This is a genomic window from Acinetobacter sp. L-24, from assembly GCF_056857555.1.
The window spans coordinates 200,968-218,130 of sequence record NZ_JBSXNI010000047.1 but is presented as its reverse complement, the minus strand read 5'-3'; the positions used below and the strand labels follow the sequence as shown (position 1 = coordinate 218,130).

At 41.3% G+C, this 17,163-nt stretch carries 15 protein-coding genes; 7 read left to right on the top strand and 8 right to left on the bottom strand.

Annotated elements, in window-relative coordinates:
* Positions 1-189 precede the first annotated feature (189 nt).
* Complete coding sequence (locus tag AC13CK_RS15445) at positions 190-642, bottom strand: RcnB family protein (RefSeq protein ID WP_005103287.1); 453 nt, start codon at positions 640-642, stop codon at positions 190-192.
* 180 nt (positions 643-822) lie between these two features.
* Between AC13CK_RS15445 and AC13CK_RS15440 the strand changes: the two genes are divergently transcribed.
* Positions 823-1,281, top strand: a complete 459-nt coding sequence (locus AC13CK_RS15440) for a hypothetical protein (protein ID WP_425879219.1) — start codon at positions 823-825, stop codon at positions 1,279-1,281.
* 84 nt (positions 1,282-1,365) lie between these two features.
* Here AC13CK_RS15440 and AC13CK_RS15435 read toward each other — a convergent pair whose 3' ends face one another.
* The gene (locus AC13CK_RS15435) at positions 1,366-2,829 is read right to left on the bottom strand and encodes a phospholipase D-like domain-containing protein (protein WP_425879217.1); all 1,464 of its coding nucleotides are present in this window, start codon (positions 2,827-2,829) and stop codon (positions 1,366-1,368) included.
* A 106-nt stretch (positions 2,830-2,935) separates the two neighbouring features.
* The gene (gene znuD / locus AC13CK_RS15430) at positions 2,936-5,050 is read right to left on the bottom strand and encodes a zinc piracy TonB-dependent receptor ZnuD (RefSeq protein WP_425879215.1); all 2,115 of its coding nucleotides are present in this window, start codon (positions 5,048-5,050) and stop codon (positions 2,936-2,938) included.
* 140 nt (positions 5,051-5,190) lie between these two features.
* Between znuD and AC13CK_RS15425 the strand changes: the two genes are divergently transcribed.
* The 6 genes from AC13CK_RS15425 (at position 5,191) to AC13CK_RS15400 (ending at position 10,703) form a co-directional block, all read left to right on the top strand.
* Positions 5,191-5,955: a DUF4184 family protein gene (locus AC13CK_RS15425; RefSeq protein ID WP_425879213.1), complete on the top strand. Its 765-nt coding sequence runs from the start codon at positions 5,191-5,193 to the stop codon at positions 5,953-5,955.
* A gap of 162 nt (positions 5,956-6,117) precedes the next feature.
* Positions 6,118-7,902, top strand: a complete 1,785-nt coding sequence (aspS, locus tag AC13CK_RS15420) for an aspartate--tRNA ligase (protein WP_482831299.1) — start codon at positions 6,118-6,120, stop codon at positions 7,900-7,902.
* 115 nt (positions 7,903-8,017) lie between these two features.
* Positions 8,018-8,239, top strand: coding sequence for a hypothetical protein (locus tag AC13CK_RS15415; protein WP_044112819.1), 222 nt, complete (start codon positions 8,018-8,020; stop codon positions 8,237-8,239).
* A gap of 18 nt (positions 8,240-8,257) precedes the next feature.
* Positions 8,258-9,115: a lysophospholipid acyltransferase family protein gene (locus AC13CK_RS15410; RefSeq protein WP_044112818.1), complete on the top strand. Its 858-nt coding sequence runs from the start codon at positions 8,258-8,260 to the stop codon at positions 9,113-9,115.
* A gap of 71 nt (positions 9,116-9,186) precedes the next feature.
* A complete protein-coding gene (locus tag AC13CK_RS15405) occupies positions 9,187-10,080 on the top strand; it encodes a hypothetical protein (protein ID WP_044112817.1) in 894 nt (297 codons plus the stop codon).
* Positions 10,077-10,703 carry a hypothetical protein gene (locus AC13CK_RS15400; RefSeq protein ID WP_482831298.1) on the top strand — a complete coding sequence of 209 codons (627 nt, stop codon included), beginning with the start codon at positions 10,077-10,079 and terminating at the stop codon, positions 10,701-10,703. The genes AC13CK_RS15405 and AC13CK_RS15400 overlap by 4 nt, the downstream gene beginning before the upstream one ends.
* Positions 10,704-10,749: 46 nt before the next feature.
* Here AC13CK_RS15400 and AC13CK_RS15395 read toward each other — a convergent pair whose 3' ends face one another.
* The 5 genes from AC13CK_RS15395 to glnE all read right to left on the bottom strand — a co-directional run bounded on the left by AC13CK_RS15395 (position 10,750) and on the right by glnE (position 17,080).
* Positions 10,750-11,505: a glycosyltransferase family 25 protein gene (locus tag AC13CK_RS15395; RefSeq protein ID WP_044112815.1), complete on the bottom strand. Its 756-nt coding sequence runs from the start codon at positions 11,503-11,505 to the stop codon at positions 10,750-10,752.
* A gap of 9 nt (positions 11,506-11,514) precedes the next feature.
* Positions 11,515-12,486 carry a Stealth CR1 domain-containing protein gene (locus tag AC13CK_RS15390; RefSeq protein ID WP_044112814.1) on the bottom strand — a complete coding sequence of 324 codons (972 nt, stop codon included), beginning with the start codon at positions 12,484-12,486 and terminating at the stop codon, positions 11,515-11,517.
* A gap of 41 nt (positions 12,487-12,527) precedes the next feature.
* Complete coding sequence (locus AC13CK_RS15385; RefSeq protein ID WP_195725149.1) at positions 12,528-13,250, bottom strand: glycosyltransferase; 723 nt, start codon at positions 13,248-13,250, stop codon at positions 12,528-12,530.
* A 128-nt stretch (positions 13,251-13,378) separates the two neighbouring features.
* On the bottom strand, positions 13,379-14,305 hold the full coding sequence (locus tag AC13CK_RS15380) for a branched-chain amino acid transaminase (RefSeq protein WP_004278329.1): 927 nt from the start codon (positions 14,303-14,305) through the stop codon (positions 13,379-13,381).
* A 24-nt stretch (positions 14,306-14,329) separates the two neighbouring features.
* The gene (glnE, locus tag AC13CK_RS15375; RefSeq protein WP_482831297.1) at positions 14,330-17,080 is read right to left on the bottom strand and encodes a bifunctional [glutamate--ammonia ligase]-adenylyl-L-tyrosine phosphorylase/[glutamate--ammonia-ligase] adenylyltransferase; all 2,751 of its coding nucleotides are present in this window, start codon (positions 17,078-17,080) and stop codon (positions 14,330-14,332) included.
* Positions 17,081-17,163: the final 83 nt, after the last annotated feature.

The window sequence follows — 17,163 nt, the reverse complement described above, 5'->3', positions numbered from 1 at the left end:
CCCTCTTTTTTTTGCACTTCAGCTTAAAGTAATACTTAAGCCTCGTTTAGGGTTTTGGGAGATTTATCTCAAGCAATCTCTCCCTTGCGTAGCAGTGCTACTCATCTCCTCACAGGAGAGGGAACTATTTTGGTCTTTTTGAGTTATTGACGTTTATAACTGAATTATCCGTTCAGAGTTTAGAGCAGTTTAACGATTCGGCACCAGCACATAGCGTCCGTTTTCATAAATCCAGTAGCTGCCACGCGGTGGTGCTGGTAACCCTAAACGCTGCCAATCGGTAATTACCGTATATCTCGAACTTTCAATCCGGGCAACATTCGGATCACCATTGACCCAGCTATAACTATTCGAATTTTGATAAATAGTGGTCGGTGCCTGATACTGAATGTTTAATCCACTTTGACTCTGTGCAGGTGGATAGCCCCAATATGGTGGTCGTTGCGGGTAATGTGGTCTTGGTGGCAGCGGACGTTGCGGATAATGCTGCCGTGGTGGATCATAAGATCGTGGAGCGCTGCGATAATTCGGTGTGGATCGATCTACACCACCATAACCCACCCAAGCATTGCCAGCCATACTTTGTGCAGAAGCTCCTAATAGCAATGCAGCCAATATTGCACTCGATAGTACGATTCTCATTTGAGCTTCCTCCGAATAATCTGCTTATATTTTAAACAAAATAGGTGCAGAAAATATGGATAAGCTCATTGGAGCTGCAATTTTTTGTAATGCGCTCGCCTATTTTCAATCTGACAGGCACGTCGGCAGGCTACTGCTTTATGCTAAAATTACTTTTTTTAATGTTTCGAGTTGAATACTGTGTCTGATTTAAATTTCGATCGTTTACATGAATATTTTTCTAAAGTGCCGAGTGTTCAGAAAGAACGGATTGATAGCTATGGTTCAGATGGTAAACAGGCATGGTGGTTTAAGTTTCAGATCAATGTAAATCATCCGCTGGCTTGGCAAACTGTGCAAGAATTAGGTCATGTCCTGAATTATATTTCTAAAAATGAACGCCTCCCAACTCAGTTCCTTCCAGTTTCGCCACCGCCATATATGAATGGTGTAGCCAAAGATTTCCTGTCTTGGGTGATCCAGTGTAATCACGCAGATTTCCCACCCGATGTAGTTTGTGACTGGTTAGAAGCGCGTTTACCAAATCCGGTTGATGATGAAGCGCAATGGAAAATTAAAACCGATATTTCTGAGCTGGATGAATTAACGGATAAAGAGCTGGATCAGCTGGTTCCGCCGAATCCAGAATCAAAAAGCTGATAATAAAAAATCTCCCTAACTCCCTCTTTTTCAAAGAGGGACTTTCCTCCCTTTTTAAAAAGGGAGGTCAGGAGGGATTTAAAATTAAAACGTCGACCAGCCGCTCCATTCCATAAAACGATACAGCCAATATTTAAAGAACGAGTTTTCTGCATATTGAGTGTAATCTACGCTCATCGAACGGCCATTTAGATTTGACCATGCACCCTCAAAATATTGCTGGGCATCCCGGAAGACTTCGGCCTGAGGCTGACCCACCACGCGCATATTAGTTTCCAGATTATAGTTTTTCAAATTGCGTACCGTAAAATTGGCCGAACCTAAAATCATTTCAGCTTGCTGAGCATTGCGCTTCATTAGGATCTTGCTATGACATTGCTCACCCTGAGTATGACACCAACGTACATTTATACCCGCTTCGTGCAATTCTGAAGCCACCTGCCGATTTGGAATTCCATTCTTTTCACGGCCAAAGGCATCTTTATTTGGGTCGAGTAAAATCCGGACTTTGACACCACGTTCATGGGCCGCTATCAGACTTTTGATAATTTTTCGCTCAGACAGATAAAACATTGCCAGATCAATCTGTTCACTGGCTTTCGCGGTCTGAATCAGATTCAGAATCGCATCATAAATGGCTTTTTCAGTCAGCACCTGAACTTGTGGTTGGCTAATGTCTGCCTGAAAATCCCCAACGACAATAGCTGGCATATTCGCTTGTGACATCATGCCTACAGACAGTTCTGTTTTCAGAATATCGACGGCTGTGCTACCCCAGACCAATAAGCCAATATTGGAATGCCGCGAACTGCCATCATGCGGGTTCATGGACGTGACCAGTGCTTTCCAGCCTTGATCGGTATCCACCACCATAGTTTTGCGATGATTGGCTTTAAAGTTAAACAAATCAAAATAACTGCGCAGGGTAATTTTTTCTGTTCCAAATGGATTCGGCAACCAGCCTGTTTCCGGATTATTGCCAATGCCCTGGCAACAGATATACCAGAAGCCGGACCAGCTTGGATTGGAAGCCCGCAACGGCGTCAGATTGGTTTCAATCACATCAATACCGTGCTGACGTAATTCCCGATACTGCTCGGATCTAATTCCACCATAGACCGAATTGATCGGATCGGTAATAAATTTGATTTCTACCTCAGGCTGCAGCAGACGCTTACTGATTAAAGCATCACTCAACTGTTTACTCAGTGCCTGATGATGCTGCGTAGATGCACCGGTTTGCTGATTAAATAAAAACATATCCAGCACAATCAGCGATTTGGCCTCTTCAATCATTTTCAGCATTTCATTAAAAATGCGATGATCTAAATGCTGTTTTCCTTCGGCATCCAGATAAGTCTGATCGGCCAGAAACTTGACTTCGGCATGACGCAGTTTGCCCGTGTAATTCAGACCTTCCGGCAAAGGCTTATACGTGTGGTAGATTGCCGAAGCCAAATAACCCACAGCCAGCATACTAATGATCAAAGTCGCATAACGGCGATTCGACCAGTTCAATTTATTGTGAATTCGTTGAAAGATACGCATAAGAAAAAACCTAACCCAATATACTCAGGCTAGGTTTTATCTTATGATTTTTCAAGTAGATTTCAGTGAGATCTAGATGATTTGGTCGATTATTTCAGTAGACCTGTTAGAAATCATACTGCACGCCGACAGTAAAGTTGCGACCCACCTGCGGAATATTCGACAGGAAGGAAGTATGTGAATACACCTGATCATCGAGCAAGTTATTGGCCTTGAAATAAACTCGATAAGCATTGTTATCTGCAATGCTATTGGCATAACTCAGGCCAACATTCACCATATTGTAGCCTTGGGTTTCATCTTCATAGCTGGCGATTTTGTCCTGATTAAAGACATGATAATACTCAGCCAAACCTGACCAGCCATCGGCAAAGTCTGCTTCTACTTTGGTGCCTAAGCGACCTGCAGGTACACGTGGTGCATTTTCGCCTTCAATCTTGCCACGTACATAGTCCCCAAAGACGCTGAGCTTATACATATCATTTATCTGATACCCGGCTTGTGCTTCTGTACCATAGAATCTGGCTTTGTCCTGGGTATATTGCACGCCACGTAAATTACCTTTCTGGGCTACCGTTTCGCCATAGATATAATCATCAAACCAGTTGTGATAGACATGCACATGGTAATCCAGTTTATCCCCTTCATAATGCAGACCTAATTCGAGATTATTTGAAGTTTCTTTATCGAGATCAGGATTACCGAGTTCATAGGTATTGGTCGCAAAATGCAAGCCATTAGCATAGAGTTCTTGAGCTAAAGGCAAACGCTGCTGATGAGATCCCACTACAGAAAGTTTGTAATTCGGTGCAAATTCCCAGTTGGCAGCAGCGGATGCAGAGACACCAGTCCCCGAATAATCTTTCTGATCCGAATCTACTTTCACTTTTTGATGATCGACACGCGCACCAAGTTCAACATGCACATCGCCAAGTTGCTTATGTTCTAAAGCAAAAAGACTGAATTTGTCAGTTTTTGTGTCCGGCATCACGACCCCTGAACCATGAACATGATGTTCTTCATCGTCCTCATCGCCATCTTCATGATGGTCATGCTCTGATGCGGCAAGATTAATTTTTTGCTGTGAAATCTGGGTTCCGATCACCCCTTCCCAACCTGCAACTGGCACGTGCACCAACTCTAAACGACCGTCATAACCTTTGCTTTTAAAGTTACTGATCACTTCATTTTCTTCAAGTTCATCGTGTTCATAATCGGTAATGCTGGCATGTGCACGTAGTTTTTCAACACCGGCAAAAGGCTGTTCCAGTTCGGTGCGTACTTCATAGCGTTCAGATTTTAAATCTACCCATGGTCCACCATGCTCTTCATGGACTGGTGCATCTGGGTCAGGTGTTGGACAACCATGAAAATGATCGCCATGTAAAACACAGCCATGATATTCATGACTATGCCCTGGCAAGCCATACTGATCCTGACGGTTGCTATAAGACAGACCGACAAAACCACGATCATGAATCCATGATCCGCCAATATTGACTGTTTGCCCTTCAGCAAAAGTATTGCCCACACGACGTTCTTTTTCTAATTCGTCATCATGCTCATGAAAATAATCCGGTGCAATATAATCATTGGCTTTACGTTTTGAGCCTTCTACACGCAAAGCAAAGTTTTCACCAATACCCGCTGTCACACCAGCACTTGCCAGTTTTTCATCACTGCCTGAGTTATAACGCAGGCCGACTGTACCTTCCAAACCATCTTCAGGCATCTGGGTCGGAATTTTTTGATCAGTGACATTCACCAGACCACCGACTGTACCGGCACCATAAAGCAAGGTTGATGGACCGCGAATTACTTCCATCTGTTTTGCCAGAATCGGATCAACGGTTACTGCATGGTCAGGAGACAAAGTGGATACATCCGCTGTTTCAGAAGCATGCTGCAACACTTTCACACGTGGACCATCTTGACCACGAATCACAGGACGGCTTGAGCCTGAACCATATTGATTAGAATAAACACCCAGCTCATCTGCCAAGGCATCCCCAATGGTGGTGGCACGTTCAGATAGCGCTTTCTGATCCACGACCTGATCTGCAACCGCGAAATCCGCCGCAGTCTGCACCAATGGATGAGCTTGCACCTGAATAGTGTCCATGGTCTGAACCGGGATAGAAGATGAGGATTGCTCTGCAAATACTGTAGGCGCAACTACAGCAAAAATTGACAATGTTATTAGATTCTTAGGGAAGGACATGACCGAAGCTCAAATTCAGTAATCTGGATTAATGTTATAATATAACATTTCATTATTTTTGCAATCCTTTACGATAATCAGTGCTATATTTTATTAGAATGTCCTTTGAATACTTTTGATTACATTAAAACATTGTCTTTATGCCCTTTACCTTATCGCATGCTGTGCTTGCTCCACCTATTTCATATTTGACTGGGAATAGACTTCCTGTTGCTGCGCTGGCAATTGGGAGCATGGTTCCCGATCTGCATCGCTTGTTTACTCATACTAATTCGAATATCACCCATTTATGGTCTTCGCTGATTCATCCAGATCTCTGGATTGGTTTGGCTTTTTGTGCCGTCTGGTACCTGATTTACCGGCCCGTGATTTACCGTTTCATCGGTATTCAGCATGATTTAAAGATTCACAATATCCTTTCAGCACTAAAATTCATCCTGGTGATGTGTCTGGCAGTCATCATTGGTACAGCCACCCATTTAATCTGGGATGGACTAACCCATGTCGATTTTCGAACTTTTGCCTTTCATGAAGTCTTAGCCCAACAGTTTCAGCTATTTGGCAACAGTTATCCGCTGCACCGGATTTTACAGATCGGCACGTCTGTGATCGTTTTGCCGTTTATGCTGTGGATGAGTGTGCATTATTATAAAACTCATCAGCAATATCTTGCAGTCAGCCTAAAAATCAAATCGTTTGCCTGGGGCTTATTGCTCTTTTCTATATTTACCGGCCTATTTTCGGTCTGGGATTATGCGCGCTATATTTCTACTGAAGTCTGGCAATCAGACCTCTATTATTTTACTGGTCGCTCGATCAATGAATTTAGTCAAGGCTTTTTGATCACCTTTAGTCTGGGCTGTTTATTGTTTTTATTTTTAGACAGAGGTCGCAGGATGGGTTAAACAAAGCACTGGCTTTTCCTCTATTCACTTTAAAATGATATTGTTTTTGACCCAAGTTCTTGTGACAACATGCCCAAAGAGGCATAATCCTACCTTTACTCAAAGCGGTACGCTGTTTACGTATTCGCTGACCTTAACCCATATAGTTGGATTTCTAACGCTATGATGCGAACTCATTACTGCGGTTCTTTAACCGAAGCTCAAATTGACCAAACCGTAACATTATGCGGTTGGGTACACCGTCGCCGTGACCACGGTGGTGTCATCTTCCTTGACATGCGTGACCGTGATGGTCTTGTTCAAGTGGTTATTGACCCAGATACTCCTGAAGCATTCGCAACTGCTGATAAAGTACGTTCAGAATTTGTATTAAAAATTACAGGCCGTGTGCGTCGCCGTTATCAAGGCACAGAAAATGCCAATATGGTGAGCGGTCAAATCGAAGTCTTGGGCAAAGAAATTGAAGTTCTTGCTCAGTCTGAAACTCCGCCATTCCCTTTGAATGACGAAAACACCAATATTTCTGAAGAAATTCGTTTGAAATACCGTTTCTTGGACATCCGTCGTCCAGAAATGCTAGATCGTTTGCGCTTCCGTTCTAAGTTAACCAACCTGATTCGTAACTACTTCGAAGACAATGGCTTCCTAGACGTTGAAACTCCGATCTTAACTCGTGCAACGCCTGAAGGTGCGCGTGACTATTTAGTGCCAAGCCGCGTATCTAACGGTAGCTTCTACGCACTTCCACAATCGCCACAGCTATTCAAACAGTTGTTGATGGTCGGCGGTATTGATCGTTACTACCAAATCGCGAAATGTTTCCGTGATGAAGACTTACGTGCTGACCGTCAGCCTGAATTCACCCAAATCGACGTTGAAACATCGTTCATGAGTGACGATGACATTATGGATTTAATGGAAACTTTAACCGTGAAGATGTTCAAAGAACTTCTAAACGTAGAGTTTGATAAATTCCCACGCATGACCTACAACGATGCAATGCGTGACTATGCATCTGACAAACCAGATATGCGTATTCCGTTGAAACTGGTTGACGTTGCAGACTTGATGCAAGACGTTGAGTTCAAAGTATTCGCAGGTCCTGCTAAAGATCCTAAAGGTCGTATCGTTGCGCTTCGCGTACCGGGTGCGGGTTCACTGCCACGTAGCGCGATTGATGAATACACCAAATTTGTAGGCATCTACGGTGCACGCGGTTTGGCTTACATCAAAGTCAACGAACTTGAAAAAGGCATCGAAGGTCTTCAATCTCCAATCGTGAAATTCATCGAGCCAATCGTACTTGATCTATTGAAACGTGTTGGCGCTGAAAATGGCGACATCGTATTCTTCGGTGCAGACAAAGCCAAAGTTGTAAACGATGCCATGGGCGCGCTTCGTGTGAAGATCGGTCATGATATGAAACTTGCAACTTGTGAGTGGGCGCCACTTTGGGTTGTTGATTTCCCAATGTTCGAAGAAACTGATGATGGTAAATGGACCTCTGTGCATCACCCATTCACGCTACCAAAATCAAGCGTAGAAGAAGTGAAGAACAATCCAGGTGCTGCGTTGTCTGTTGCTTACGATATGGTTTTGAACGGTACTGAAATCGGTGGTGGTTCACTGCGTATTCACAATCTTGAAATGCAAAAAGCGATCTTTGAAGCACTTGGTATTGGTGAAGAAGAAGCGGAAGAGAAATTCAGTTTCTTGTTAAATGCATTACGTTATGGCGCGCCTCCGCATGGTGGTTTGGCATTTGGTCTTGACCGTCTTGTGATGCTCATGACTGGCGGTTCTTCTATTCGTGACGTGATTGCATTCCCGAAAACCAAGACTGCTGAATGTCCATTAACGCAAGCACCAGCACCAGTTGAATCAAACCAGCTGCGTGACCTTGGTATTCGCTTACGTGAAAAACCAAAAGCTGAATCTCAAGAATAATTTCTTGATGATTTGAATAAAAAAGCCCTGTTCTAGCAGGGCTTTTTTATTGCATTGAGAAGCCTGCACGACAGTGGCATAATAGCTTCAGTTTCTACTTTTAGGTGATTTGGCAATGGCGATGCGTCCTGCTGTTCGTAACCGTGGCATCATGCTGATCGTATTTTCAGTCGTACAATGGCTGTTCATGCGCTATATCCTTGCAAACAACCTGTTTAACCTGGACACCAATGACCGTATTGTGTACTTCTGCCTGAGCAGTATTTTAGGTGCACTGGTAATTTTTGTCGGTTTGATTTATATGGTGCTGAAAGGCAATCCGGATAAAGAAGCTTAATCAAGTCATTTGGACACCATGTACGCATTACTCAAAAACTTCTCTAAGCTTCCGCTCAGATTAATCCAAAATTTAGCAAAAAGTGTTGGATCAATCCTGTATCTAACGAACTCATCGATTCGCCGTAGCACAGAAATTAACTTAGGAATTGCCTATCCGGAATTGTCAGTATCGGAGCGTACACAACTGGCAAAACAAAGTGTTCAAAGTCAATGTATGACTTATGCAGAATCTGTCAAAATATGGGGTTCTGCACCAGAGTTTGCATTAAAACAAATCCGGAACATTTATCATCCAGAAATTTTCACTGATGCACTGAAAAATCCAAATGGAACCTTGGCAGTCGTGCCGCACTTTGGCACCTGGGAACTACTGAATGCCTGGGTGAATCAGCACACTAGTCCAGTCATCATGTATAAGCCAAGTAAAAACCCGGATGTAGATCGGTTCATGCTGGAAGCGCGTCAACGCTTAAATGCAACCCTTGTTCCGACTGATGAAACTGGTGTACGGGCTTTATTCAAGCATTTAAAACGGGGTGGTTTTGCTGCGATCCTGCCCGACCATGTGCCTAAGGAAAGTGGTGGGATCTATTCACCTTTTTATGGTCAGAATGCCCTGTCTTCTACACTGTTATCCAAATTGGCTGCAAGGACACAATGTGCTGTGATTGGTCTGAGTTGCCTACGTCATGACGATTTAAGTGGATTTGACATTCATGTGACTGAATTATCCAGTGATATTTTGTCTAAAGACTTACAGCTTTCTGTGGATACCTTAAATAAAGAAATGGAGCGTATGATTAATATCGCTCCAGAGCAGTATGTGTGGGGGTATAAGCGGTTTAGGAAAGTAAAGGGGGAAAAATTGTGCTAAAAATAATCTTTCAAAGAAAGATTATTCTAGATAGAATATGTCTAGTCTAGGTTTTAATTTATTATTTTTTTATGTTCACTTCCTTTAAACTTTTAATAAAGAAATTAAAATATTTCATAATAGAACCAGATTTAAACAAAGAGTCAAACGTTCGATTTATTCATCAAAAACCAAGGCATTATAATATTGGTGATGATTTATGCTCACCAAAACATTATTTTGAATTCCAATCCAAGCAAAGGATAAATATCTTAGGAGGAGGCGTAGAGGATTCCCTCTATCAAAAAAAAATTGATTTTTTAAGCCTAGATCCTAAAAATTGTATTTTATGGGGAGTAGGTCAATCCAATAAAAAAATGACTCCTAAATTCATTCATGAATTACCATATTTAGAATGGGGAAGTAGAGATATTGATTGTGTGGATGATACTCATTTCTTACCCTGTGTGAGTTGTCTACATTCTATGTTAGACTTAGATATACTAAATAAAAATATTCTAATTTTTTTAAATTATGATAAAAGAATAACCTCACCAAATTTAACAAAAACTCTAAAAATAAATTACCCTGAGTATCAAATCTTATATAATAATTGTACTGAAATAGAATTAAAACAAGCATTTCAAAATTGTGATGAAATTATTACTAACTCTTTCCATGGCGCTTATTGGGGGTTTTTATCTGGGCATAAAGTTAGTTTAATTGGATATTCTTCTAAGTTTTATAGTTTAATAAAAGCAGTTGGTTTAGATACTTCAAAATTAATTTCTGTTCAACCTGCAAATAGCTTTCAATTATTAGAAGCTATCAATAAAGCCAAAACAGGAGAATTTTCACAAAAATTAATTAACCATAACTTCACTAAATCAAACTTTAGAAGTATAAATATAAATTTTGCAAATAAGCTTAAAAGTTCTGGTTTATTTAACTACATAGACCTTAAAAACATAGAGACTAGCAAATGAAAAGAATAATTTTAATTGCCAATTCTGATTATGTTTATGATATAAATAATCACATCAGCAATAATGATGTAATTGTACGCTTTAATATACCTAAAAATTCAACAATTCAACCTACAGGTAATAGAACTGATTATCTATTTGTTGCAAATACATGTGATTTAGCCAATAAAAAATTCAAAAAAAATAGTAAATTTATGAAGTTTACATCTACTCTATCAACAGACACAAAAATAATATTCCCTTATAGTGATAATTTAATAAAAAAAATTAATCCAGATTGGACGAAAAAAAATTTGTTCACAACAGTTAAAAAACCTAATTGGAATAATATTTACTATAAAGAATTTATTGAAAATCATGGATTTACAGTATCCATTTTAGACGAAAATATTTATTGGGATGCTATTAATAGTATCAATAATTCAGAAAATATTCTTAGTACAGGCTTTCTAGCCCTATACTACTTCTTAACAAATCCAAATTTTAATGATTTTAAAATCTGTTTACATGGCTTTTCATTTGAAGGATGGGCTGGTCACAATTGGACAGGTGAAAAAGAATATATAACCCAATTAGAAAAAGATAATAAAATTTGCATACTACCTCTAAACAAAGTTGTATAAGTTAAATACTTATACAACTAAAGCAGCATAAACAATATGAGACTCATTACATGAAATGTTTCACAGCATAAAACTTATCACGCCACATACGTTTCTGCTTTTTCAACCCATACGATAAACTACGATTTTCTTTTTCCTTACGTGACACACCCTCAGAAGCCACTGTTCCCAAAATATCACTATCCAGACCAGCAGGTCGAACCAAGGCTGGCCATACCCCTAAACCTTTACCATTCTTACTCAGCCAAGTCTGGAAGAAAATATCTACCGGCATGTTTATGGTTTTACCAGCTTCTACAAACGCTCGAGCACCTTGACGTGACCAGATTAGCCCCAAACCGCGAATAGGAAAGTAGAAGGCATGCCAGACACTCATATCTTCAATCTGGGTAATATCTTTTGCCAGCTTTTTCTTTTTGGCGGCAATATTAATTAAATACCAATCTAGTTCTTTATGTTGGTCCAGATATTCAAACAGACCATCCAGCTTTGTCTTAAAGTCTGGATCAATCTTCATATCATCTTCAAGCACAACCAGGTAATCTGCATCAGTATTCAAAAACTTCTCAGCACAGCCGTAATGACTCAAGTAACATCCTAGCTCTGAATTCATCAGGCTACGACCTAAAATCTGTTGCGCACCTTGATCATCATAGTTGGAAAATTCAGTTAAAGCCTTGCCACGACCATCGACTGCAGAAAAACGCTCAAACTTCCAGCCCACACTATTAAGCTGCTGAGTTGCTGCAGCTAGACGCTCATCACTTCCGTCTAAATTAATTAAATAAGTTACAACTTTCATGATTAACTCTTAATACTGAATAGATAGAGGTAAATAGTTTTTAAATTTAGCAATTAAAGCAAAAGATACCTTTTCTGCTTCTTTTGGATCAAATTGATCTAAACTCTGAATACAACCGAATTTAACAGCTGGATTATTCAGGTCTGATAAAAATGTAGATACTAAAGTCTCATTTTTTAAATAAGCGATATTTATATCATCACACAATATTGTTTTTTCTTCTCGAATTTTTAAATGATTATTAAGTCCTACGGGTAAAAACTGAAAAGCACTTCTAAAACGATGCCTAATCTGTTGAGCTAATGTTGTAGGGTATTTTTGAAAATAATTTTGTAGTACATCACGATCCAATATATGGGGACGATGATGAATTTCATAATATTTATTAAATCCACATAATTCAGCACTAAGCATTTGAGCAATTGTATATTTAGGCTGTAAAGGTTTACCAAAATATTTATTAAGACCTTTACGTAGATTAAATTTTGCTTTAATTAAGGAGTTATTTTCCCAATGTCCATAGACTTTTATATGGTCACCAACTAAAAAATCATCTAATTCAGATGAAGCATTAAAGAAGAAATCATCATTCAAATAAATAAAATACTTTGATAACCCTGGAATATTCCAAAGCATGGTTTCAATACTTAAAGAATTAAATGTAGGCAAGTATTGCTCATGACCAGCAAATATTGTTCTATGATCAATTATTTTTATCTGCTCAGGAGCACATAATCCCTGTTCGAAAAAATCATGAATATGTGCAGGCTGCTGTTCATCCGTAATAATATAAATTGTTCCAAAATAGGGAACATATTTAAGAATTGAAGCAATTGAAAAATAGATTTCATCATTACTAGCAAATCGAGTTTCTTCTGCTGAACCTTTTACGATATTAGTAGATTGAAACTGTTGCCTTTTAAGTCGATGCTTTACATCATTGCCATCGACCCACGCAATAACAAAATCTATTTTTTCCATAATACTTCTAATCAACAATTAGCTTGAATAAACTCTATAACTTACTGCCAAGCATCCTTAATCCACTGCGATGGCAATACATAACGGTACCACTTCCCACCACCACCATTCACTGCATCTGGCGGATTAATTTCACCATGGAATACAATAATTTTGGCACCTTCAGGCTTCATAGGTGGCTTAAAATAAGCCATCGGGATTTTTTGCAGGCAATGATATTTATAGCTCTTGCACCAGCTTTCTGGCCAGTATGTTTGTTTACCTTCACGGTCTACGTACCAAGACAAATAGGCTTGCTCATTACGGAATTTTTTACGGATTTCATCAAAGTTTTCACGGAAATAAGGTAACAGACCTGGGAAAGCACCCAGTTTAAACCGGTAAACCGAACTGTTACCGGTAATACGCCACGGCCGTTTCCAGTCATGGATAATCAGAAAGTCGCCCGGATAGGTAAAGAACTCATCGATATTATCGACAATCACTACATCAAGATCGAGAAATAATGCATTGCCTTCCAAACCATACAGATCAGGCTCAAAAGTAGATAGCTTGTTCCAGCCACGCTCAGGCGCACCTTCAGGCAATGCCAAAGGTGGAATAGGGAAACATTGTACTGCAGGATCAATGCCTTCAGTACGATCCGTCAGACAGACCATCTTAAAGTCGACTGTCGTATGTCGTTTAACCATATTGTATAAACGATTGACGTATTCCGAACCGTATTTGGTTCCCCATTTCATACAAATAACGATGTTACTCATTGCGTATGCCTAAGCTCATCTTAAAATCTTCTTGATGCTGAATATGATGACATAAGTTCGCTAAAATAAGTACATCAGTTAAAAAAAACCTCTCAAATGAGAGGTTTTTTCAATCAGTAAATTCTTAATTACTTCACATACGTTAACCAGTGTGCATATTTAGGATCTTTACCCTGAACTGCATCAAAATAAGCTTTCTGGATTTGTGTGGTGATTGGACCACGTACACCTTCACCAATCTGACGGTCATCGTATTCACGGATTGGTGTTACTTCTGCAGCAGTGCCGGTAAAGAATGCTTCATCTGCGATGTAGAACTCATCACGGGTAATACGGCGTTCAATTACGTCATAACCCAGGTCTTTAGCAATGGTAATAATGGTTTGACGGGTAATACCATCCAGCGCACCACCAGCGATATCAGGCGTATGAATCACACCATCACGTACCAAGAATACGTTTTCGCCTGAACCTTGGCATACATAGCCTTGCGGGTCGAGCAGCATTGCTTCGTCATACCCTGAATGTGCCACTTCCTGATGCGCAAGAATCGACAGCGTGTAGTTACCCGATGCTTTTGCTTTACACATGGTCACGTTCGGATGATGATGGGTAAATGAAGAAGTTTTTACACGAATACCCTTCGCCATCGCTTCTTCACCAAGGTAAGCACCCCAGCTCCATGCCGCAACTACAGCATGAATGGTATTGTCAGTTGCAGCGATACCGAGTTTTTCAGAACCAATAAAAATAATTGGACGTAAATAGCAAGACGCTAATTTGTTTTCACGAACAACATCAATTTGAGCTTGTTCTAATGCTGCTTGATCAAATGGAACTTTCATTTGATAAATTTTTGCAGAATTCAACAAACGCTTGGTATGTTCTTTAAGACGGAAAATAGCCGTTCCATTCGGGGTTTCATAAGCACGGACGCCTTCAAACACACCCATGCTGTAATGCAAAGTATGTGTTAATACGTGAGTTTTTGCCTCACGCCAGTCAACTAGTTGTCCATCTTGCCAAATGAAACCATCACGATCAGCCAAATTCATGCCACAAACTCCAATTTTTCACAATTATTCACTATCCAGTACAAAGTCTGCACTTGGATCAATTAGTCTTTGCCATAACTTGCAAACGGTCATTCGGGTATCGTGCCAGTCGCTTGCAGACACTTGCATGGATTGATTTGCAAGGGCTAAGCGATGGCTCTCGGCGCGTTCACGGAGATAAGCTTGAATCAGAGCAGTCGCATCGTCGCTGGATAAGCAACCTGATTTTGCGGCATCCTCAAGAATTCGTACATTGTCGGAGAAATGGGCGAGATCTTTATTCGTCCCACTCCAAGCCAACACCGCATACTGTGCCATAAATTCGATGTCTACGATACCACCTGCATCTTGTTTTAAATGAAAAATACCATCTTTTTTTTGCTCTTTAGAAGAACCGAGATGCTCCTTCATTTTCTGACGCATTTTCAGTACTTCTGCCCGTACATAATTTTCATCACGGGGCTGAATCAAAATATCCCGGCGCAAGACTTCAAACTTTTTCCGTAAGCTCATTTCACCCGCAATCGGGCGGGCTCGTACCAAGGCCTGATGCTCCCATAGCCAGGCACTCTTGAACTGATACTGTTCAAAGGCTTTTAAACTGGTGACCAAAAGCCCAGCTTCGCCCGATGGACGCAAGCGGGTATCAACTTCATATACACGTCCATCCAAGGTTTGCGTGGTCATCAGTGACATAAACTTTTGTGCCACGCGCATGGCAAATTCAAAGCCACTGATCGGCTTGAGCCCATCTGTATCGGCCTGCTCCCCCATATAGTGAATAAACACCAGATCCAGATCCGAGCCATAACCCAGTTCAATGCCACCGACTTTACCATAACCTAATACGGCAAAAGCAGTATGCTCAACTGAACAGCGCTGCCCTTCTGCATCCAGTGGAAAACCATGTTTTTTCGCAACAATCTGATAGGCCAGATGCAGCGCTGCATTCACCGATACTTCAGCAATATCGGTCAAGGCATCGGAAACTTTCATTAAAGGACTTTCAGCCAGCACATCACTGGCGGCAACAGCCAGAACATTAGATTTTTTAAACAGGCGCAAAACCCGCATCTGGTCTTCGACCTGGTCAATTTCAATCCGTAACAGTTGCTGGCGCAAGGAATCTTCCAGATCCTGACGTTTTGGCAATTCAAAATCCATCGACAGGAATTCATCCAGTAGCACCGGATAATGGGTCAGTTCTTCACAAATCCATGGGCTGACCGTGGCCATCTTCACCAGTCGCTGTAACGCCCCTTTACTCTCAATTAACATCACCAGATATACCGTACGGCGCATTACTGATTCCACCAAGGGCATCAGTCGTACCAGTGCGGTCTGCGGATCCTCTGACTGTAAAACTGCTTCGATTAAATGTGGCCAAAAAGCTTTTAAACGCTGCACTGCTTTGGCTGGTAATTTTTTTAAGGCATGCCCATTCCAAAACTCATAGACAAGATTCTTTGCATTCTCGTCCAAAACTTCTTTGAGTTTCTTTTCCAACTGGGAAAAACTTTCAACCAAGGTGTCAGGACCATTTTCCTTGATTAAATGATCAAACTGATACATCACTTTGTCACGCTTTTCATTGAGATATGCCATAAAGCTGTCCCAATCCGCAAAACCAAGTGTGTCCGTTATACGCGCCCTTAACTCTGGCTCTGTCGGTAGTGATTGCGTTTGCTGATCATTCAGTGCCTGAATCGCGTGCTCAACCCGGCGCAGGAATAAATAGGCATTTTCCAGATCCTGCACCGCCTGTTCATCCAGCAACTCGGCATCATCCAGATGATTTAGATTCACCAGACACTGCCGATCCTGCAATTCAAGTTTGGCCCCGCCATAAATCAGCTGAAACACCTGCACGATAAATTCGACTTCGCGAATGCCACCGGCTCCGAGCTTGATATCATCTTCAATATTACGGCGCTGTACTTCGCGCTCGATCATGGCTTTCATTTCGCGCATGGCTTCAAAAGCGCTATAATCGACGTACTTGCGAAATACAAATGGACGGGTCATCTCCAGCAGCTCGTCGCCTTCTGGACTTGGATTGACAATACGCGCTTTAATCCAGGCATAACGCTCCCATTCACGTCCATGCTGGCTCAGATATTTTTCTAAGGCCGCGTGGCTAATGGCCAGCGCCGAACCATCGCCCCAAGGACGCAGGCGCATATCCACCCGGAATACGAAACCATCCGCCGTGATCTGATCCAGCAAATGAATCAGTTTTTGTCCCCACAGGATGCAAAACTGCTGCACATCAATACATTTACGCCCATCAGTTTCACCCTGCTCATCGAAGGCAAAAATCAGGTCAATATCACTGGAAAGATTAAGTTCTTGGGCGCCAAGTTTCCCCATAGCAATGACAATCAGATCCTGCACTTTTCCGTTATAGCCAATCGGCTGGCCATACTTGGCAGCGACCGGAATACGGGCAAAATCTTTCGCCGCACAGATGCACGCATCGGCAAAATCGGAGAGCTCTTGGGTGAGGGTAATGACATCGGTGAGCTGATTGGCATCCTGCCAGATCCAGCGAAACATCAAACGAGCCCGCAGAATACGCATTGCGCGCATCCACGTTGCTTCATCACTTATATTCAGGATGCAGTGCTGCACCAGCTGATCGATATATTCCCGACTGAGTGAGCCTTGAAACTGGTCAATTGCATAATCCTGTTCCAGTAAACTCTGGTGATTGGCCAATACCTGTTCGGCATATTGGCTGGCTCTTAAGGTTTTCTGCAATTGTGCCGCATTCATCACTCAACTCTTCCCCTGAAACATTCTGCTTAGTTATAGCAGGAGTTTTGTCTCAGTGGGAATGTTTTAGCTTGAAATTTACT